Source organism: Mycobacterium sp. 852013-50091_SCH5140682 (assembly GCF_001665685.1).
Classification (GTDB): domain Bacteria; phylum Actinomycetota; class Actinomycetes; order Mycobacteriales; family Mycobacteriaceae; genus Mycobacterium.
Genome location: NZ_LZTB01000011.1, coordinates 60,513 through 80,081 on the forward strand (window position 1 = coordinate 60,513; position 19,569 = coordinate 80,081).

Below are 19,569 nucleotides of genomic sequence, written 5' to 3' on the forward strand. Positions count from 1 at the left end.
TTCGCGCAAGCGCTCATCGGTACTCCTGATCGGTCGGTCGGTGATGCCTGAGCCGGCGCCCAGATCGGCGGCCAGCACGCGGTCGGACAGCAATCCGAGGCAGCTGAGGTTGGGGAAGCCGGGTCCCTGGTTCAAGCCCGCCAGCCCCGGCAGGAACAGCTTCGGGGTCACGCCACGCACCGCAAGGTCGTCGCCGATGGACTCCTGCAGGCTGTCCCCGGTCAGCGGACGCCCCAGGCCGAGTTCGAGCATGTCGAGGGCATCCTGGGCCAGCAGCGGGACAAACCACAGGGCGTCCGCGCCGGACCCGTCGATCACCAGGTCGAATCCGTGCACGGTCTCCGAGCGTTCCGCGCCGGTGTCACTGAGCAGCGTCAACCGGATGCGTTCGTCGCGCGCGACGGCATGTGCGACCCGACCACGAAGATGGCGGATGCGGTCGTCAGCCAACAGCGCCTCCTGAACCCGCGCGGAGAACACTCCACGGTCGGTGCGGTTCATGGCGTCGCGGCGTTCGGCCAGGGTCAGACCCGCCCAGTGGGTGGGGTCCGAATACAGGGTGTTCTCGAAGAATCCTTCGCCCCGGGTAAACAGGGTGACCTGTGGCGAGATCACCGTGATCGTCGAAACCCGGTGGCGGAACAGCTCATTGAGCATGGTCGCGGCGGTTTCCCCGCCACCGATGACCGCCACCCGCTCGGCGGCGATCAGCTCCCGCGCGGCGGCGCGATGCCAGAACTGCGCGATGGAGAGCACCCTCGGATTGCCTGGCAGGATGGACTTTTCGGCCTGCCCGGGTCCGGTGATCATGACCGCGTCGGCGCGCACGGTGTCGTCGTCGGTCTTCAACACCCAGGAGGTCTGGCCGTGGTCGACGCCGATCTCGGTCACCTCACCGGACACCACGGCCATCCCGATGTTGTCGGCCACCCAGTTCAGGTACTGACTCCACCGGCGATGGGTCGGAGCCGGCCGGCCCCGGTCGATCCACTCCGCGAAGTGGCCGATGTCGATCAGGAACGACTGCCAGCTGTGCCGCATCATCCGATCGTCGAGCTCGGCGTTGCGGCGCGGCACCAACGAGGACCGGTACGGGAAGCCGACGTCCTTTTCGGGGCTGGTGCCGAGCCGGTGCTGCCCGTCGGTCCAACCTCCGACGGCTTGCCAGTTGGCCGCGACACCGGCACGTTCGACGACGACGATGTCAGGTGTGGGCAGCCCCATGGACCGCAGTTCGGCGGCCTTGGCTGCCACGGCGATCGCCTTGGGTCCGGCGCCGATCACGGCCAGGGTGGGTGTGCTCATGCGGTCACCTCTCGCAGGGCGTCGAGCCAGATCGCTTGCAGGGCAGCGATGTCGGTGTCGGACAGGATGTCGGGAAGGGTGCGCCACTGCGTGCCGAGGATCGCGCCGCCGTCGCCGTCGATCACCGCGGCCATGATGGTCAACTCGTGGCGCACCGCCACCTGTGGTTCGGGCACCGGCGACACCGCGGCGGTCAGGGACCGGTCCTGCTGCAGGGCGTTGTTCGCCGACTTGAGTTCGATGCGGCCGAGGTAGTTCAGCAGGATCTGCGGATCCCGATGGGCGCCAAGCCGTTCGGCGGTGTCCAGGCGCAGATGCCGCAGCAGCCCGTAGTCGATCGGGTCACCCGGGATGGCGGCCACTTCGGCTGCCACACCGTGCGCATCGTCGGCGGTCAGCCGCAACGGATAGATCATGCTGAGCAGCCCCGCGGTGTCCCCGGTGTCGACGTCGCCGCCTTCGTCCCCGAGGCCTGCCGAGAGCACGCCGTCCGAGCGCCCATAGGTTTCCAACGCGAGCAACGGCGCGGGCGTGGATTGGCCACGGCGCCTGCGCCATTCGGTCAGAGCGCGGGCCGTCGTCGCCGCGAGCACTTCGGTCACCGGAACCGGTCCGGCCAGCAGCCGCGCCGTGACATCGGGTTCGGCGTACGCCATCTCGACCACGACATCGCCCATCCGGTCGCGCGCCGGATCGATGCGTCGCATGCCGAGATCGGGATCGCCCCCGTCGAATTGACGCTCCCAGAAGTCGCACGTGTCGAGCTTGAGCGCACGGTCGGACAACAACCGCGACCACTGCCGCAACGAGGTGTGTTCGCGCACCGGCGTGGGGGTGCGTCCGGACGCCAACGCATGCCACGCGGTTTCGAGTTCGCCGACCATGATCCGCCACGACGCCGGATCCAGCGCCAGCACATGGGCGGTGAGGATCAGCACCCCCGCGCCCGCATCGGGATGGTGCAGCCATACCGCATCGAGCATCGAGCCCTGTTGTGGATCAATACGTTCCACCGACAGTTTGGCGTGTTCGGCGACCGCGGCGACCAGGTCACCGGACGCGGTCGCCTCGGAGAGCACGCTGCCGGCCGCGTGGGCGACGAGCGTCATGGTGGCGCGGTCCAAGCGCGTTCGCAGGACCTCGTGTCCGTCGACCACGGTGCGCAGCACGGCGTCGAGGTGCTCGCGGGTGGCGCCCTCCGGCAGCCGGAACGCCTCGGTCTGCGCGAGCCGGCGTGGGTCACCGTATTGGTAGAGCCAGCGACCGTTGGGGAGCAACGGGATCGGACCCGACTCCTCATCCGCGTCGTCGACCCGGATCTCGTCGTTGTCGATGGCGGCGGCGAGCTCACGCACCGTCGCGCAGTCCAGCATCAGCCGGGCGCGCATCGCGATGCCGCGGCGGCGCACGGCCTGCACCACCGACAGCGCCACGATGCTGTCCAGTCCCAGTTCGAGGAAGTCGGCCGTGACGTCGACGTGACCGATGTCGAGCATGTCCGCGAGCACCTCGGCAAGCACCTTCTCGGTGTCCGTCGTCGGAGCGTCGGATCCGTCGGCTCGGCCCGTGGCGTCGAGCGCGGCCAGCGCCGCGTCGTCGACCTTGCCGTTGGTGGTCAACGGGATCTCGTCCACCGCGATGATGTGGTGCGGCACCAGGTATTTCGGCAACGTCGCCGACAACGAGCGGCGCAGCTCGGCGGTGGGCACGGCACCGCACACGTACGCCGTCAGCCGCGGTCCGCTGCGGTGCCTGCGTACCGCGACGTGGGCGTGCCGCACCCCGGGTTGTCTGCGCAGTACGGCGGCAACCTCACCCGGCTCCACCCGGAACCCGCGGATCTTGACCTGATCGTCCACCCGCCCCAGGAATTCGATGGCACGTGAGCCGGGACGCCGACGCGCCACGTCGCCCGTCCGGTACATCCGCGCACCGGGAGTGAACGGATCGGCGACGAATCGGCTCGCGGTCTCCCCCGGCCTGCCGACATAACCGCGGGTGAGTTGTCCACCGGCCAGGTACAACTCGCCGGCCACCCCATCGGGAACCGGGCGCAGCCAGTGATCCAGGAGGTAGGCGGCCGTCGAATCGGTGGGATCGCCGATACATGGAGACGGATGCCCGGGGATCGTGGCGACGACCGCCTCAACCGTGGTCTCGGTCGGCCCATAGCAGTTGTACGCCGACATCCCCGTGCGCTCGCACTCGTCCCGGATCCCTTGCCACGCAGCGGGATCGATCGCTTCACCACCCAGGGCCAGCACAGCTAGCGGAACCCGGGAGAGCAACCCGGCCGCCCGCAGCTGGCTGAACATCGACGGCGTGGTGTCGATGATGTCGATCGCGTATCGGCCGATGGTGTCGACGAGAGCCTCAGCATCCCGCTGGATCTCGTCGCCGACGATATGCACGGTGTGCCCGTCGAGCAGGGCGACCAGCGGCTGCCAGGCCGCATCGAAGGTGAACGACCAGGCGTGCGCGATGCGCAGCGGTCGACCGATCCGGTCTGCGGCAGGCCGCAGGATTCGGCGGGCATGATCGGCGCCGTAGGCCAGCAGGGCGCGGTGGGTTCCGATGACGCCCTTGGGTTTACCCGTGGTGCCCGACGTGAAGACGACGTAGGCGCCTTGCCCGCCGTGAACCTGCGCCGAACTCTGATCGGCGTCAGGCTCGCCGGCGATGGCGGCGAGCAGGGCCTCGTCGACGACGAGGGTCGCGCCGGTTTGGCGGAGGATCTCGGCGACGCGTTCGTCGGGCATGGTGGGATCCAGCGGCACGATGAGCCCACCGGCCTTGAGTACTGCCAGCATGGCGACGACGTATTCGGGGCTGCGGCGCAACCGGATCGGGACCGGCGTCTCGTCGCGCACGCCGCGGCGGTGCAGCCCGGCGGCCAGCCGGTCGGCGGCCTCCTCGAGCTGGCGGTAGCTGAGTTCGCCGCCATCCCAGCTCAGGGCGATCGCCTCGGGGCGCTGCGCCGCGGCGGTCGTCAACGCGGTGTGAAAACCGCCGGGTCGTTCGATGGTCTCCGCCGCAGCGGCGGGCAGTTGCTCGTCGACCTGGGTGACGGTCACCTCACGCAACGAGCGGTCCCACAGCTGCAGGAGACGCTGCACGACGGCGAGCACCCGCTGCCCGAGTGCCCGCGGGTCGAGCAATCCCAGTGCGCCGTCCAGCGTTTCGACCAGGACGGTGAGTCTGCCGTGGGTGGGGTGCGCGGCAATGGTGACCGGGAAGTGCGAGAGGCTTTCCAGTGCAGCAGGTTTGAGTACCGCTCCGGCGAGGGGGACGTCGCCGGAGCCGACCAATCCGCCGGGTGGGAAGTTCTCGTACACCAGCAGGGTGTCGTAGAGTTCGCCGATCTCACCGAGCGACCGCAGCTCGGTGTGGCTCAGATAGCCGTGGTCACGCAGGTCTGCGGCCTCACGTTGCAGTGCCAGGCACTGCTCCCCCACCGGCCGCGACGGGTCGAGGCGAACCCGCAGCGGCACGGTGTTGATGAACAGCCCGACCATCGCCTCCACGCCGGACAGCTCATCCGGACGGCCCGATACGGTCACGCCGAACACCACGTCGGTGCGATCGGTGAACGCGGACAGGATGACGGCCCAAGCCATTTGGAACAGCGTGTTGACGGTGATGCCACGCGAACGGGCGCCGTTGACGATCTCGGTGGTCTGCTGCTCGTCGAGGGTGACCTCGGTGCGTTCGGGCAGCCCGGGCCGCGTCTCCCGGCCCGACAGTGCCGGAGACAGCATGGTCGGGGCGTCCAGACCGGCGAGATGTGCGCGCCAGCGGGTGCGGCTGGCATGCTGGTCCAGACCGGCGAGCCAGCCGATGTAGTCGCGGTACGGCCGGGGCGATGCGGGCAATGCTGCGTCATCGCCCTTGGCCGCGTACAGCGAGAGGAACTCGCCGACGAACACCGGCAGAGACCAGCCGTCGATCGTGATGTGGTGGGCGACAATGACGAGTCGCCAACGCAGTTCAGGCTTTTCGATGAGCAAGAACCGGATCAACGGGCCGCGACCCAGATCGAAAGGCCTCGCGCGCTCATCGGCCTCGACGGTGACGGCCTCTGCCTCGGTCGCGCTGACATGGCGCCACGGCACCGCGACCGTCGACGGAACGACGGCCACCGGGCGACTCAGATTGCCCTGAAAGAAGCTGGCGCGCAGGTTGGGGTGGCGCAGCAGCATGGCCTCCGCGCAGCTGCGCAGCAACGCGATGTCCAGGTGCCCGTCGATGTCGGCTGCCATCGCGATGATGTACGGGTCGACTCCTTCGGCACCGTCGGTCAACCCGGCCAGCGAGTACAGCCCCTGTTGTAACGGGCTCAGTGCCAGGACGTCGTCGACGCCCCGCGGTGTTGCGGTTGCGGTCATGGTGTTCCGTCCGTGTCGTGTGCCCAGCCCTCGGTCAGCATCGCCAGCTCGTCTGCCGACAGACCCGACGCGGCCATGGGTGCGTGGTGGATGTCTCCGGGCGCCGCGCGGCCACTGCCGGTGTCGATCGCCGCGGCCAACTCCGCCAGCTCCGAATGTTCGAACACCATCCGCGCCGTCATCGCCACGCCGGCATCCCGCGCCCGCGCCGCCAGCTGTACGGCCAAGATGCTGTCGCCCCCGAGGGCGAAGAAATCGTCGTAGCGCCCGACTCGTTCGACGCCGAGCAGCTCGGCCAGTTGGGCGGCGAGGGCCATTTCGGTCGCCGTGGTGGGAGGTTCGCCGCGCACCGTCGCCGTCGCGCGTGGTCGCGGCAACACCTCAAGGTCGTCGACGACCAGGAGGGGCACACCGCTGAATTCCTCTGGCAGCGCGACACGTACCTCGTCCAGCACCTCGTCGCCATCACCGTCGACCACGATGTACCCGGCCAGCAATTTGCCGCCGCGGCCGTCCCAGTTCCTGGTGGCGGCTGCCGCGACGCCGTCGAGCGCCTCCAGCGCGGCCTGCAGGCGCGGGTCACCGGTGGTGACCGGTTCGAGCCTGCCGTCGGTGGTCCACCGGGCCCGGTCACCCGTGCGGTACAACTGCCCCGCACCGAAAGGGTTGGGCACGAACCGATGTGCTGCCGCCGCCGTCGCGCCGCGCGCCGCCTGGTCGACAGCACCGCCCGCGAAGTACACGTCGCCGATGACACCGACGGCCGCGGGCTCCCGCCACTCGTCGAGGACGTAGACGTGCGTCGCACCCTCGGTCTGCGGCAACCCGGCCGGTGGCACCGCCCGCCGACTCCAGTCTTCGACGAGCCGCGCCCGCTCGGCCGGTTCGATGACGCTGATATCGCGCAGCGTCTGGTCGGCGTCGGTGGCGAACGCTGCGACGATGCGGTGCAGCCAACTCACCAGCCGCTGCGCGGTCGCGGGCTCGTACAGCTCGGTGCGGTAGATGACGGTGCCCTTGTACCCGGCGCCGGGCTGCGCGAAGAAGTTCAGCGACAGATCGGCATGGGCCACGTCGAATGTCGGTTCCAGTGCGGTGAACCGGGTTTCGCCGTCAGGGCCGGAGTCGATGACCTGCTCGGCGGGCAGATCGTCGCGCACATGAACGACGACTCCGAACAGCGGGTTGCGCGACAGCGATCGCACCGGGCTCACGGCGTCGACGACACGATCGAAGGGCAGATCCTGGTGCCGGTAGGCCGCCAGCGCCATATCGCGTGAGCGTCGGAGCACTTCGCGCAGAGTTGGATTGCCCGACAGGTCGTTTCGGAGCACGACGATGTTGATGAAGAAACCGATCAGCGCATCGAGCTCAGGGGCCGTGCGCCCGGCGACGGGCGTGCCCAGCGGTATGTCGGTACCCTGCCCCGCCTTGTGCAATGCGATGGCGACAACGGCTTGCAGCAGCATGAATTCGGTGACGCCGAGCTCGCGGGTCAGTTCGACGAGCTTCGTGCGGGTCGCCGCGTCGATGGTGAAGTCGAACGCGCGGCCGTCGCCGCTCGGCACGGGTGGACGCGGGAAGTCCGGCTGCAGGCCGTTCTCCTCCGGCAGCCCCGCCAGTTGTGTTGTCCAGTAATCCCGCTGCGCATCGACCGTGGCATCGTGCGCAGACTGCCAGGCCGCGAAATCCGCGTACTGCACCGGAAGTGGCGCCTGCTCCACCGGACGCCCTGCGCGTCGCGCACGGTAAGCCGTGAGCAGGTCGGTGAACAACACGGCGCCCGACCAGTGGTCGGCGGCGATGTGGTGCACGACGAGCGACAGCACATGTTCTTCGCCGGTGGACAGCACGGCGGCGCGGACAGGCACGTCGACCTCGAGGTCGAAGCAGTACTTGCGTTCGGCGTCGAGTTCACGCTGAACCCAGTCCTGCCCGTCACCGCGAGCCCGGCGCACGGTCAGCGGAGCCCGGGGATGCACGATCTGGTATGGCACACCGTCGATTTCCCGGTAGGTCGTCCGCAGGATCTCGTGGCGGTCGACGACATCGTTGACCGCCGCGACCAACGCGTCGACATCACATGGACCGCTCAGGCGCGCCGCAAACGGCACGTTGTTCACGGGGTTGGGGCCGTCGATGCGGAACTGGAACCACTGCCGCAGCTGCGCGGCCGACATCTGCAGCGGCCCGTCATGCGGCACGGCGACGATGGGCCTGGCCGCACCGGCACCGGATGCTCGCAGCGCTTCGATGTGCGTGGCCAATCCCGCCACGGTGGCATGCTCGAACACGTCCTGTACACCGACATCGACAACGCAGCGGGCGCACACCGCGGCAACCAGCTTGGTGGCCAGCAGTGAATGGCCACCGAGATCGAAGAACGAGTCGTCGGCCCCTACCGTGGTGCGGTCGAGCAGTTCGGCGAACAGTGCCGCGACGTCGCGTTCGGTGTCCGTCGCGGGTTCTCGAAACTCCTTGGTGGACGAGATTTCCGGTTCGGGAAGCGCTCTGCGGTCGATCTTGCCGTGCGCGGTGATGGGGATCTCAGGCAGCTCGACGTAGGCCGCCGGCACCATGAACTCGGGCAGCGCAGCGCTGACCCTGGCGCGGATGCGGTCGATCTCGACCCGGTCGGCTCCGGCGGCCGAAGTGATATAGGCGACCAGGCTCTTTCCGAGGCCGGGCAGATCGCTGACCACCACGACGGCTTGGCCGACCGACGGGTCGACGGAGATTGCCGACGACACCTCGCCGAGTTCGATGCGGAACCCGCGGATCTTGACCTGTTCGTCTGCGCGGCCCACGAATTCGATGTCTCCGTCCGCGTTGCGCCGCGCGAGATCCCCCGAGCGGTACATGCGGCCCCCCGGATTGAACGGGTCGGCGACGAAGCGTTCCGCGGTCAGGCCCGGCCGGTGGTGGTAACCGTGGGCGATATGCGTACCGCCGATGTAGATCTCACCGATCACCCCGGGCGCGACGGGCTGCAGTGCGTCGTCGAGAAGATGGATGGTGGTGTTGATCTTCGGCGTGCCGATCGGGACGATGCGCGCGCCCTGCTTGCCTTGCACCTTGTAGCGGGTGCAGTTGAGCACGGTCTCGGTCGGGCCGTAGAAGTTGTGCAGCAGCGCGTCGAACGTGGCGTGGAACTTGTCGGCGATCTCGCCCGGCAGCGCTTCTCCACCGATCGGCACGCGTTGCAGCGTGCGCCATTCGTTGACCCCCGGCAGCGACAGGAACAGGCCGAGCAACGACGGGACGAAGTGCATCGAGGTGATGCCCTCCTCACGCAGCAGCGTGGTGAGGTAACCGATGTCGGTCAGTCCGCCCGGCTTCGGGATGATGAGCCGCGCCCCGGCGGCCAGCATGCCGAAGATCTCCCCGATCGATACATCGAAGCTCTGCGAGGCAACCTGCAGCAGGCGGTCGTCCTGCGACACGCCATAGTCGCCGCCGAACCACACGAAGTACTCGGCGATCGGACGATGCTGCACCGGAACACCTTTGGGTAGTCCGGTGGACCCGGAGGTGTAGATCAGGTACGCGGTGTTGTCGGGGCGCAGTGGACGCACCCGCTCGGCGTCGGTCGGGTCGGTGCACGGCTGGTCGTCCAGACCGGTCACCGGTTCGCGCAGTACGATTTTCGGGTCGGAGTCGGCCAGGATGTAGTCGAGCCGGTCCTGGGGATATGTCGGATCCACCGGCAGATACACCGCGCCCGCCTTGACGATGCCGAGGGCCGTGATGACGAGCTCCGGTGACTTGTCCAGCAGGACCGCCACGCGGTCCTCGGTGCCGATGCCCTGCGCGATGAGCCAGTGCGCCAACCGGTTCGCCGACTCGTTGACCTCGCGATAGCTGTAGTGCCTGCCCTCGTACACCAGGGCGGTCGCGTCGGGGGTGCGCGCGGCTTGTTCGGTCACCAGGTCGGTCAACGTGGTTGCCGGCGTGTGGAACTGCTCACCGGTGCTGACGGCGCGGATCCACTCCGCGTCTTCGGGGGTGAACAGCTGCAACCGCGACAGCGGCCGCTGCGGGTCGGCGAGCGCGTGCTCGAGCAGGACGGCGTAGTGGCGCAGCATCTGGGCGGCAAGCGCTCCGTCGATGACCTCAGTGAGATATTCGGCCTCGACGACGACACCACCGGTGGCATCCCACTCGACCATGAAACCGAGAGGCAGCTGGGTGTGGTGGCCGCGTAGCTCACCGCGCCGGCAGGTCACACCGTCGGGACTGAAGCCGCCATCGTCGGGTTCCCGAAAACCGAAGCTCAGCCTGGTCATCCGTTCGGCACCGTGGCGCCGGTCCGGGTTGAGCTCGCGCACCACGCGGTCGAGATTGACTCGTTGGTGGGCGAACGCTCCCAGGGCGGTGTCGCGGGTTGCGGTGACGAGTTCTCGAAATCCGGCAGCCCGATCGATCCTCATCCGCGTGGCCACGGTGTTGCCGTAGTAGCCGATGGTCTCGTCGGACTCGCGGTTGAGTACCGGTGTGGCGACCAGGAAGTCGTCGGTGTGGGTATAGCGATGGACCAGGGCGCTGAAGGCGGCCAGCAGCACCATGTACGGCGTCGCACCGGTGTCGCGGGCCAACGCGGACACCTTCTCGACCGTCTCGGCTGCCAGTACCAGCGTGGCGCGCTGCGAGCGGAAGCTGGTGGGCACGGCCGAACCGGTGGGGCCGGGCAGTTCCAACGGCTCCGGCGGGTCGGCGAGGACACCGCGCCAGTAGGCGAGGTCCTCGTCGGCCTCCACCCGGCCGAGGCCCGGATTCGTGTACGCCCGTGGCGTTTCCGGGAGTCGGGCTCCGCTGTAGGCACGGGTGAGATCGGCGAAGAACACCCGCCATGATCCGTCGTCCCAGGCGATGTGGTGTGCGACGAGCAACATGACGTGTTCGGCGGGACCGGTCTTGATCAGCGTGATCCTCAGGGCCGATTCGACACTCAGATCGAACGGCGTGCCGAATTCCCGCTGCGCGAGCACCTCGAGCCGCAATTGCCTTGCACGCTCGGACTTCTCGGACAGGTCATGCGTCGTCCAGGCGGGGAACACGTCGTCGTGCACGGTCGCACGGGGTTCGCCGTTCTCGTCGGCGGCGAATGTCGTCCGCAGGATCGGATGCCGCCGCGCGACGGCGTTGACCGCGTCGTGCAGCGCCTCGGCATCGATGTCACCGGCAAGCCGGTAGGACAGGCAGACGTTGAGCAGCACCCCGCTCGGGTCGAAACCCTGCACGAACCACATCCGGCGCTGCCCGTCAGTCGGGGCACCGGGGTCCACGGCAGCACGTTCGGCAGCCCCGTCCCCCGCCGACGCCAGGCCGCGCTCGGCGAGCTTGCGCCGCATCAACTCCAGCCGTGCATCGGCGCTGCGAGGTGCGTCTGCGATGTCAGTCACGCGTAAGGGTTTCCTTTTCAGATCTGTCGAGGTGCTCGATCAGCTCGGAGGCACTCGCACCGCCGAGGATGGTGGCCAGCGGCACGGCAGATCCGGTGGCCTTCTTGAGCTTCTTGCGCAGGTCGAGCGCCAGCAGTGAGTCGACGCCGAGGTCGAGCAGCGACGCGTCGAGGTCCAGCCGAGTGGTGTCGCTGAGTTTGAGCACCGACCCCAGCGCGACCCGCACCGCTGCGGTGGTGTCCGACAATGTCGTCGACTCGCGGATCCCGGTTTCTTCGCGGTCCTCGGTCCCGAGGAAGGTTCGCAACCGGTCGGCGTCGGCGGCGAAAATCAGCGGGTCACCGACGTGATCGCGCAGACTGGCGGCGACCGCGCGGGCCGGGTCCATGGGTTGCAGCCCAGAGCGTTCCACTCTGTCGATCTCCTCGGCGGAGATGATGCCGCTGCCGGGCCACAGCCCCCACCGCACCGACGTGCAGTGTCTGCCTGCCGCACGCAGCTCCGCCGCCAGTCCGTCCAACAGCCGGTTGGCGGCCGCATACCCCGCGTGGCCGTACCCGCCCCACAGCCCGGACACCGAGGAGCACAACAGGATTCGCGCGTGGGGGCGCAGCGGCCACGTCGCGACGAGATTACCCGCACCGCAGACCTTGGCCGCGAACGTGTCCCGTGCGGCTGTACCGGTGATCCTGCGACGCGCAGCCATGGTCGCGTTCGCCGCGGTGTGGATCACCAATGATGCACCGCCATGGGCGGATTCGGCCGCCACTGCCGATACCTGGGCCGGGTCGGTGATATCGCAGGTCGGCGCGACGATCTCGACGTTGTGCTGTGCGCCGAGGGCCGCGAGCCGACCGCTGTCCACGCCCCGGCGGCTGAGCAGCACGATGCGCCGTGCACCGTGTTCGGCGAGATAGCGGGCGTAGTGCAAGCCGACCGCGCCGGTACCGGTGATCACGACCTCGTCGAACACCCCCGACTCGGCCGACCATGCGGGCGCATCCGAGAACTCGTCGCGAATCACGCGCCGCCGCACCACCGGACCGCGCCCGTGATCGCGCACCGCGAGACGCCCACCACCGCCCAGCATCGCGGTGACGGCCGATGCCGCCATTGCGGGGTCAAGCTCGGCGGGTAGCTCCAGATGGTGGAAGTTCTGATCGGGATGCTCGTAGCCGATGCTGCGGTGCATCGCGGCGAGCGCGGCAGACCCGGGCAGTTCGCCGCCGACCGTGACCAGCCAGACGTCGCGCGTGTTGGCGGTGATCGCGTCGGGGTAATCGAGCAGCCCGCCGTCGATGCGGCGGCCCAGTTCGGCTGCGGCCGTCGCGGTATCGGACGGAAGGTCTGGTGCGATCATGATGAGCAGATCGGCGTCGTCGGCCGCGACCGGGCTGGCCGCGCCGCTGCCGTCGACAGCCACGCGCAGTAGCGTGCTCACCGGTCCGCCGTCACCCAGATCAAGCACCGCTGCCCGGCGGACGCCGTCCACGGCAGGCATAGCGCCCAGTTCCTGCCACTGCTCGGTGGCCACCGTCAGGCCCGGCAGCGGGGGCAGCGGTTGCGGATGGGCCCACAGATGCTCGGCACGCATGGGGGCGAAGGGGAAGTCACGCAACGGTTTCACCGCATCGGCCAGATCGGCCCAGCGGAAGCCCGGATCGGTCAGGGCCGCCGTCGCGATGTTGGCCGAGAGCTGCTCGGTGAGTGGTACGTCGCGCCGCCCGGACCCCACCATCACCGCTGGGCCGCCGGCCAGATCGGCGTCGTCGAGCAGGTCTCCCATGGCGAACAGCAGCGCGGGGTGCGCGGAGAGTTCGACAAAGACCCGCGCGCCGCGGCGGATCGCGGTGCCGATGGCGCGGTCGAACCGCACCGGGCTGCGCAGGTTCGTGTACCAGTAGTCGGCGAAGTCGGTGCCCGCCGCCACCACGTCGGCAGTCGCCGAGCCGATGAACTGCACCGCGGAGTCGGCGAATTCACCAGCAGGCAGCAAGGATTCAAGTTCGAGGCGCACCCCGTCGAGCGCGGTGGTGTGCGCCGGGAACCACATCGCGATCTCTTTGGCGAACGATCCGGTGCCGGTGACGGTGTGCACTGCCGCCGCGACGGCCGAGGCGTCCCCTGAGATTGCCACCGAGGAGCGGGAATTCACCACGGACAGCTCCAGCCACCCCGGAGTCTCGGCGATCACCTGGTGCGCCGCGGCGGCAGGGATACCGAGAACCGCAACGCGGTACGGCCCGGTGAGCCGGTCGAGCACCGTGGCCCGGGCGATCACGATCGCGACCGCCTCGGGCAGCGTAACGGCCCCAGCGAGATATGCCGCGCCGATCTCGCCGAGTGAGTGTCCGACGGTGATGTCCGGTAGCAAGCCGCACGATTGCCAGACCCGTGCCAGCGCCACACCGTGCACGAACTGGGCGCCTTGGATCTGCACCTGCGAGAAGTCGTTGGTGTCCGCCGCCGCCGGAGCCAGCAGATAGTCCAAAGGCGATGCGGCGCCTGCCGCGCAGAATACCGCGGCGCACGCGTCAGCCTCGGCCCGGTAGGCCGTCAGGTCGGCGTAGGCCTCGAGGCCCATCGACGGCCACTGGCTGCCCTGGCCAGGGAACACAAACGCCACCCGATGTTGCGTGTTTCCCTGGTGCGGAGCACTTCCCGTCGATCGGTCGACCAGCGGGTGGTCCTGTCCCGCGGCCAGGGCGCGTAGCCCGTCGAGGAGTTCGCCGCGATCGGCGGCCCGCACCACGGCACGGTGCCGACGCACCCGCCGGGTGCTCAGCAGGGTCTGGGCGACCTCCGATGGCGTCGCGGCGGGTTGGGAGTCCAGGTACCGCAGGATGGCGGCAGCATCCTGCTCGACGAGGTCTGCGGCGTGTGCGCTGAGAAGAATGGGCACGCGGCCGTCGGGCAACCCGCTCATCAAGCCGCCTCGTCCGACGGGATCGCGACGATGGCGTGGGCGTTGGTGCCGCTCATGCCGAAAGCGGACACCGCGGCGATCCGTTGCCCGTTGACCGCGGGCCAGTGCGATTGCTTGGCGGCGAGGCGCAACCCTTGGGATTGCCAATCGATTTCGCGACTCACCTCGTCGACGTGCAGGGTGGCCGGGATGGTGGCGCGCTGCGCGGCAAGCAGCACCTTAGCCAGTCCGAGACCACCGGCGGCTGCCTGCGCATGCCCGATGTTGGATTTCACCGAACCGAGCGCGGCGCCCGCACCGGATGCGGTGGCGCCATAGGTCTGGACAAGCGAACGCAGTTCGGTGCGGTCGCCCAGCCGCGTGCCGGTGCCGTGGCCCTCGATCATGCCGACCTCCTCGGGCCGGATGCCCGCCTGCCGAATCGTCTTGTCGAACAACCGTTGTTGCGCAGAACCGCTCGGCGCGGTGAGCCCCGTGGTGCGGCCGTCCTGGTTGACCGCGGTGGCGCGGATCTCGGCCAGGATCGGGCGCCGGTCCCGCCGGGCGGCCGAGCGGCGTTGCAGCACGAACATCGCTGCGCCCTCGGCCCATACTGTGCCGCTGGCGTGGGCACTGTAGGGCCTGCAGTGCCCGTCGTCGGACAGTGCGTGTTGCTTCGAGAACTCGACGAAGTACCCGGGGGTGCCCATCACGCAGACAGCTCCGGCCAACGCCATGTCGCAGTCACCGGTCCGCACCGCGCCGACGGCGGTGTGCAGGGCGGTCAGCGCCGACGAGCACGAGGTGTCGACGGTCAGGGCAGGTCCGGCGAGGTCCAGGGTGTAGGCGATGCGGCCGGAGATCACGCCCAGCGAGGTCCCGGTGATGAGATGGCCGCTGTGCTGCGAGAATTCGGAGAGCTCGGGCCCGTATTCCAGACCGGAGGCCCCGATGTAGCAGCCCACGTCGTGGCCTGCGAGGTCGTCGGGATTGATGCCACCGTGCTCCAGTGCCCGCCAGGCCAGCCGTAGCGCGACGCGCTGCTGCGGATCCATGGCGACGGCCTCGCGCGGTGAGATGCCGAAGAATTCGGGGTCGAATACCGCTGCGCTGGTGAGGAATCCGCCGAGATTGTGGATGGGCTTGAAGCCGTCGCGGCGTGATCCGTCGAGCAGGTCGCGGATCGCCCAGCCACGGTCGGCCGGGAACGGGCCCAAGGCTTCGCGTTGTTCGGCCAGCAGTGTCCAGTAGGCTTCGGCGGTGTCGATGCCGCCGGGTGCTTCGAGCGCCATCCCCACGATCACAACCGGGTCGGCGGCGCCGGTGCGCTCGTCAGAGCTCATGGACCAGCTCCGCCACGTCGTCGATGTGGTCGTCGAGGTAGAAATGGCCGCCGTCGAACATTGACACCGTGAATGCTCCCCTGGTGTGGCTTTCCCAGCCCCGCAACATGTTTTCGCTGACGCGGTGGTCTCCCGCGCCGCCCAGGGCGTAGATGTCGGCGGCGATGGTCACGTCGGCCGCGCAGCGATACCGGTTGTAGGCCGCATAGTCCGCGCGCACGGCCATCAGCAAAAGTTCGACGAAGTCGTCGTCGGCCAGCAGCTGCGCGTCGGTGCCGCCGAGGTCCACCATCTCGGCCAGGATCTCGGATTCCGAAGTGGGCAGTTTCGGCGACGTGGCCGCTGCCGACGGAGCTTCGCTCGCCGATGCCCACAGCACCGCGACCTCGACACCCGCGCGCTCGGCCATCAGGGCGAACTCGAAGGCCACCACGGCACCCATGCAATGCCCGAAGAGGCGCAGCGGGCCCATGCCGGCCCAGTCGGCGGCGTCGAAGAGGTCACGCGCGAGGTCGGTGACGGTCTGCGGGGCGGGATGGGTCAGCCGTTCCCCCCGCTGGGGGTACTGCATGACGTAGGTGTCGGATCCGGCCGCGGCCAATGCCATTCCGAAGTTTCGGTAGGCCAGCGCAGCACCGCCCGCGTGCGGGAACACCACGGTGGTGCCGGCCGAGCCGGGATAACGCTTGATCCAGGGTTTGGCGCTCAGCTGCGCACCCGTCGAGTTGCCGGTCACGGTGTGGAGGCGGTGTCGAGTGCGGACAGCACGTCGGCGTCGTCCATCGCCGCAACTTCGAGATACAGCTCCGCCACCTGTTCGAGACGGCCGGTGTCGGCCTCCCGCGTCGCCAACCGAACCGCCAGTGCCTCAACCGTTCTGGTGGCGAAGATGTCGGGCACCATCACCGTCGGAGTGTCCAGCCAGTCCCGGATACGGGCGACGGCCGTCGTGGCCAGCACCGAATCACCTCCCAATTCGAAGAAATCCTCGTCGACGCCGATCTGGTCGATCCCCAGAAGTTCGGCCACGATGCGGGCCAATGCCTTCTCCACCACGGTCGACGGTTGGCGAACCTGCGAGCGCCCGGCGCCGGTGATCGCGTCGTCGAGCAGCCTGGCCACCGCGCGCCGGTCGGTCTTGCCGCCGGTGGTGAACGGGATCTGCTCGACGAGCTCGAAGTGCCGCGGAACCATGTGGGGCGGAACGAGTTCCGCGAGCCCGGTGCGCAACTCTGCGATCGTCACCGCGCCGTCACAGGCGACCACCGCGGCGAGCACATCACCACTGCTGCCCCGCACGACAGCGGCCACCGCGGCGTGCACACCCGGCAACCGCTGCAGTGCCGCTTCGATGTCGCCCAGTTCGATGCGATAGCCGCTGATCTTGACCCGGTGATCAGCGCGACCGACGAACTCCAGTGTGCCGTCGGGCCAGTAGCGGGCCAGGTCACCGCTGCGGTACCAGGTGCGCCCGCAGAAGGTCACGAACCGCTCGGCGGTCAGGTCCGGCCTGCCGCGGTAGCCGCGGGCGATCCCTCGGCCGGCGAACCACAGCTCGCCGGGCACCCAATCGGGACAGTCGGCACCGGTGGCGTTGACGACGCGGCAGGCGTTGTTCGCGAACGGCTTGCCGTAGGGAACCGCCGCCCAGCTGTCCGGCAGATCGTCGACCTCGAAAAGGGTTGCGTGGATCGCGGTTTCGGTGGCGCCACCCAGGCCCGCCAACCGCACACCCGGCGCCAGGGTCTGCAGCTTGCGGACCATGGTGGTGCGGACCCAGTCTCCGCCCGTCGGTACCGCACGCACCGACGGCAACGCGGTGCCGGTGGAGCCCGCCGTCTCGACCAGCATCTCCAGCGATCCGGGTAGGAAGTTGAGGACCGTGATGCCGTGGGTGTTGATCTGTTCGACCCAGTGGTCCGGATTGCGTCGATCTGCCTCGTCGACCACCACGACCGTGGCACCCGCGGCGAGCGTGCCGAACACGTCGAGCACGGAGAGGTCGGACTCCAGGTGGGTCAGCGCCAGGACACTGTCATCCGGTCCGACACCGAAATGGCCGTTGAGCGCCTCGATGGTGTTCATCGCGGCGTCGTGGGTGACCTCGACGCCCTTGGGTTCGCCGGTCGAGCCCGACGTGAACAGGATGTACGCGAGCTCGTTGGGATCGGTTGCGGCAGGCTCGATCTCGTCTGCCCGCGCACCGACGCGCAGTGCTTCTGCGATGGTCAGGGCGGGCAGCCAGGTCGGCGGGCCGTCGCCGCAGAACAGCGCCATGCGGACGTCACCGCCTTTGAGCATCCGCTCGGCCCGCTCCGCGGGCTGATCGATACCCACCGGCACGTAGACGGCGCCTGCCGCCAGGATCGCCAGCAGCGCGGTGATCTGGTCGGGACCCTTGGGGCCCATCACCGCAACGCTTTCCCCGGTACGGATGCCTGCGACCTTGAGTGCGGCGGCCACTGTGAGCACCTGCTCGCGCAGCTGTGCGTAGGTGAGCCGGCCGGTAGAGCCGATCACCGCTGTCGCGTCGGGGCGCACGGCCGCCTGGGCGAAGAACCCGTGATGCAACGCCTGGCCGCTGGGCGCAGCGGTTTGCGCGTTGGCGGCATCGCGCACGGCGCGCTGAGTGTCGGCCAGCAGCGGCTGGGCCGGAGCTTCCCAGGCGGTGTCGTCGGTGGCCAGCCGCCGCAGTTCGGCGATATGACGTTCGAACATGGCGTCGATGACACCGGGCCGGAACGCGTCTTCCCGGACGTCCCAGTTCACCAGGACCCCGCCGTTGAACTCGGTCACCTGCGCGTCCAACAGCACCTGCGGCCCTTGGGAATTGATCCACACGGGAGTGCCGAAGGTGGCGCTCACCTGGGCACCGAAGAGCTCGCCGAGTCCGAGGGCACTGGTGTAGACGACCGGGGCAAGGACCTGGGTACCGCGGTGGCGGCCGAGGTCACGCAGCACCGACAACCCGGGGTAGCCCGCGTGCCCGGCGGCGGCTCGGAACGTGTCCTGAACCGCCCTGGCGCGGTCGGTCGCTGTCGCGGTGCCGTCAAGGTCGATGGCCAGCAGAAGCGATGAGGTGAAATCGCCGACCAGCTTGTCGACGTCGGGATGCCGCTGCTCGCGACCGAAGAGCGGCACGTTGAGCAAGAACCGCGAGTCGGCAGACCAACCGGCCAGCACCTCGGCGAACGATGCCGCCAGTGCCATCGCCGGGGTGACGCCCCGGCGCCGCGCGCCCGCGTACAGGGCGTCGCGGGTGTCGGGGTCCAGCCAGTGATGGCGCCGGGTGGTGTGGTGCGGGTCGGCCTGTTCGACCGGCGGTACCAGCGGCAGCCGCGGCGGGTCGGGCAGGTCGGCGATGCGCTCGGCCCACCATGTGCGGTCGGCCTCACTGTCGAGTTCCGGTGCAGCCAGCCGGTATTCGCGGTAGGTGTACCCCAAAGCCGGCAACTGCTCGCCGACATAGAGGGCGGCCAGATCAGCCATCAGCGTGCGGTAGCTCATGGCGTCGGCGGCCTGCATATCGAGGTCGACGTGCAATCGCGTGGCTCCGCCGGGCAGCAGCGTCAGCGTCAGTTCGAACACCTCGCTGTGTAGCTGCTGATGAGACTTGGTGCGGCGGACGGTCGCCAGCCGCTCGGCCACCTCGTCGGGATCGGCTCCGCGCAGGTCTTGGACGGTGACCGGATACCGCGCAGCGGGCCCGGCGATGCGCTGTGTTCCGTCGGGCAGGAACTGCACGCGCAGCATCGGATGCCGTTCAGCCAGCGCGGTGGCGGCGCCTTGCAGCCGGTCGGGATCGACCCCCTCGCCGTCGAACTCGACGTAGAGATGCCCGGCCACGCCGCCGAGCTGCTGGTCGCCTTCGCGGCCCACCCACATGGCGTGCTGCATCGGCGCCAGCGGGAACGGCTCACCGGCGTCCTGCGAGGGTGACGGCGAAACAGGCTGCGGGACTGCATCGTTGGCAGTCCGGGCGGCCACGAGTTCGGCCCAGGCCGATACGGTCGGCGCGGCGGCCAGTGCGGCGAAGTCGACGTCGATACCGGCCCGGCGCCAGCGGCCGGCCAGCGACATCATGCGGATGGAGTCCAGACCTTGCCCGATCAGGTCGGCGTCCGGATCGACGGCGTCACTGCCGACGCCGAGGAGGTCGGCCACCGCCTCCCGGATGCTCTGCGAGTCCGCGACGGCGAGATTGCTCATCATGACCTCCGACTGACGAC

General features: G+C 69.0%; 6 protein-coding genes and 1 pseudogene. All 7 read right to left on the reverse strand.

All coding sequences use genetic code 11. From position 1 onward, the window contains the following. Nucleotides 1-23: 23 nt before the first annotated feature. Nucleotides 24-1,305 (reverse strand): annotated as a pseudogene (locus A5784_RS03840) (SidA/IucD/PvdA family monooxygenase); the annotation flags it as partial. After that, nucleotides 1,302-5,690 carry a non-ribosomal peptide synthetase gene (locus A5784_RS03845; protein WP_064942503.1) on the reverse strand — a complete coding sequence of 1,463 codons (4,389 nt, stop codon included), beginning with the start codon at nt 5,688-5,690 and terminating at the stop codon, nt 1,302-1,304. The gene A5784_RS03845 and the pseudogene A5784_RS03840, both read right to left, overlap by 4 nt. Continuing rightward, nucleotides 5,687-11,092: a non-ribosomal peptide synthetase gene (locus tag A5784_RS03850; RefSeq protein ID WP_064942505.1), complete on the reverse strand. Its 5,406-nt coding sequence runs from the start codon at nt 11,090-11,092 to the stop codon at nt 5,687-5,689. Before A5784_RS03850 ends, A5784_RS03845 begins: the two co-directional genes overlap by 4 nt. Next, a complete protein-coding gene (gene mbtD / locus A5784_RS03855) occupies nt 11,085-14,018 on the reverse strand; it encodes a mycobactin polyketide synthase MbtD (protein WP_064942507.1) in 2,934 nt (977 codons plus the stop codon). The genes A5784_RS03850 and mbtD overlap by 8 nt, the downstream gene beginning before the upstream one ends. Further along, nucleotides 14,018-15,340: a beta-ketoacyl [acyl carrier protein] synthase domain-containing protein gene (locus A5784_RS03860; RefSeq protein WP_064942509.1), complete on the reverse strand. Its 1,323-nt coding sequence runs from the start codon at nt 15,338-15,340 to the stop codon at nt 14,018-14,020. The genes mbtD and A5784_RS03860 overlap by 1 nt, the downstream gene beginning before the upstream one ends. Further along, the gene (locus tag A5784_RS03865; RefSeq protein WP_064942511.1) at nt 15,330-16,076 is read right to left on the reverse strand and encodes a thioesterase II family protein; all 747 of its coding nucleotides are present in this window, start codon (nt 16,074-16,076) and stop codon (nt 15,330-15,332) included. Before A5784_RS03865 ends, A5784_RS03860 begins: the two co-directional genes overlap by 11 nt. Next, nucleotides 16,073-19,552 carry a non-ribosomal peptide synthetase gene (locus tag A5784_RS03870; protein ID WP_286159409.1) on the reverse strand — a complete coding sequence of 1,160 codons (3,480 nt, stop codon included), beginning with the start codon at nt 19,550-19,552 and terminating at the stop codon, nt 16,073-16,075. The genes A5784_RS03865 and A5784_RS03870 overlap by 4 nt, the downstream gene beginning before the upstream one ends. Nucleotides 19,553-19,569 lie beyond the last annotated feature (17 nt).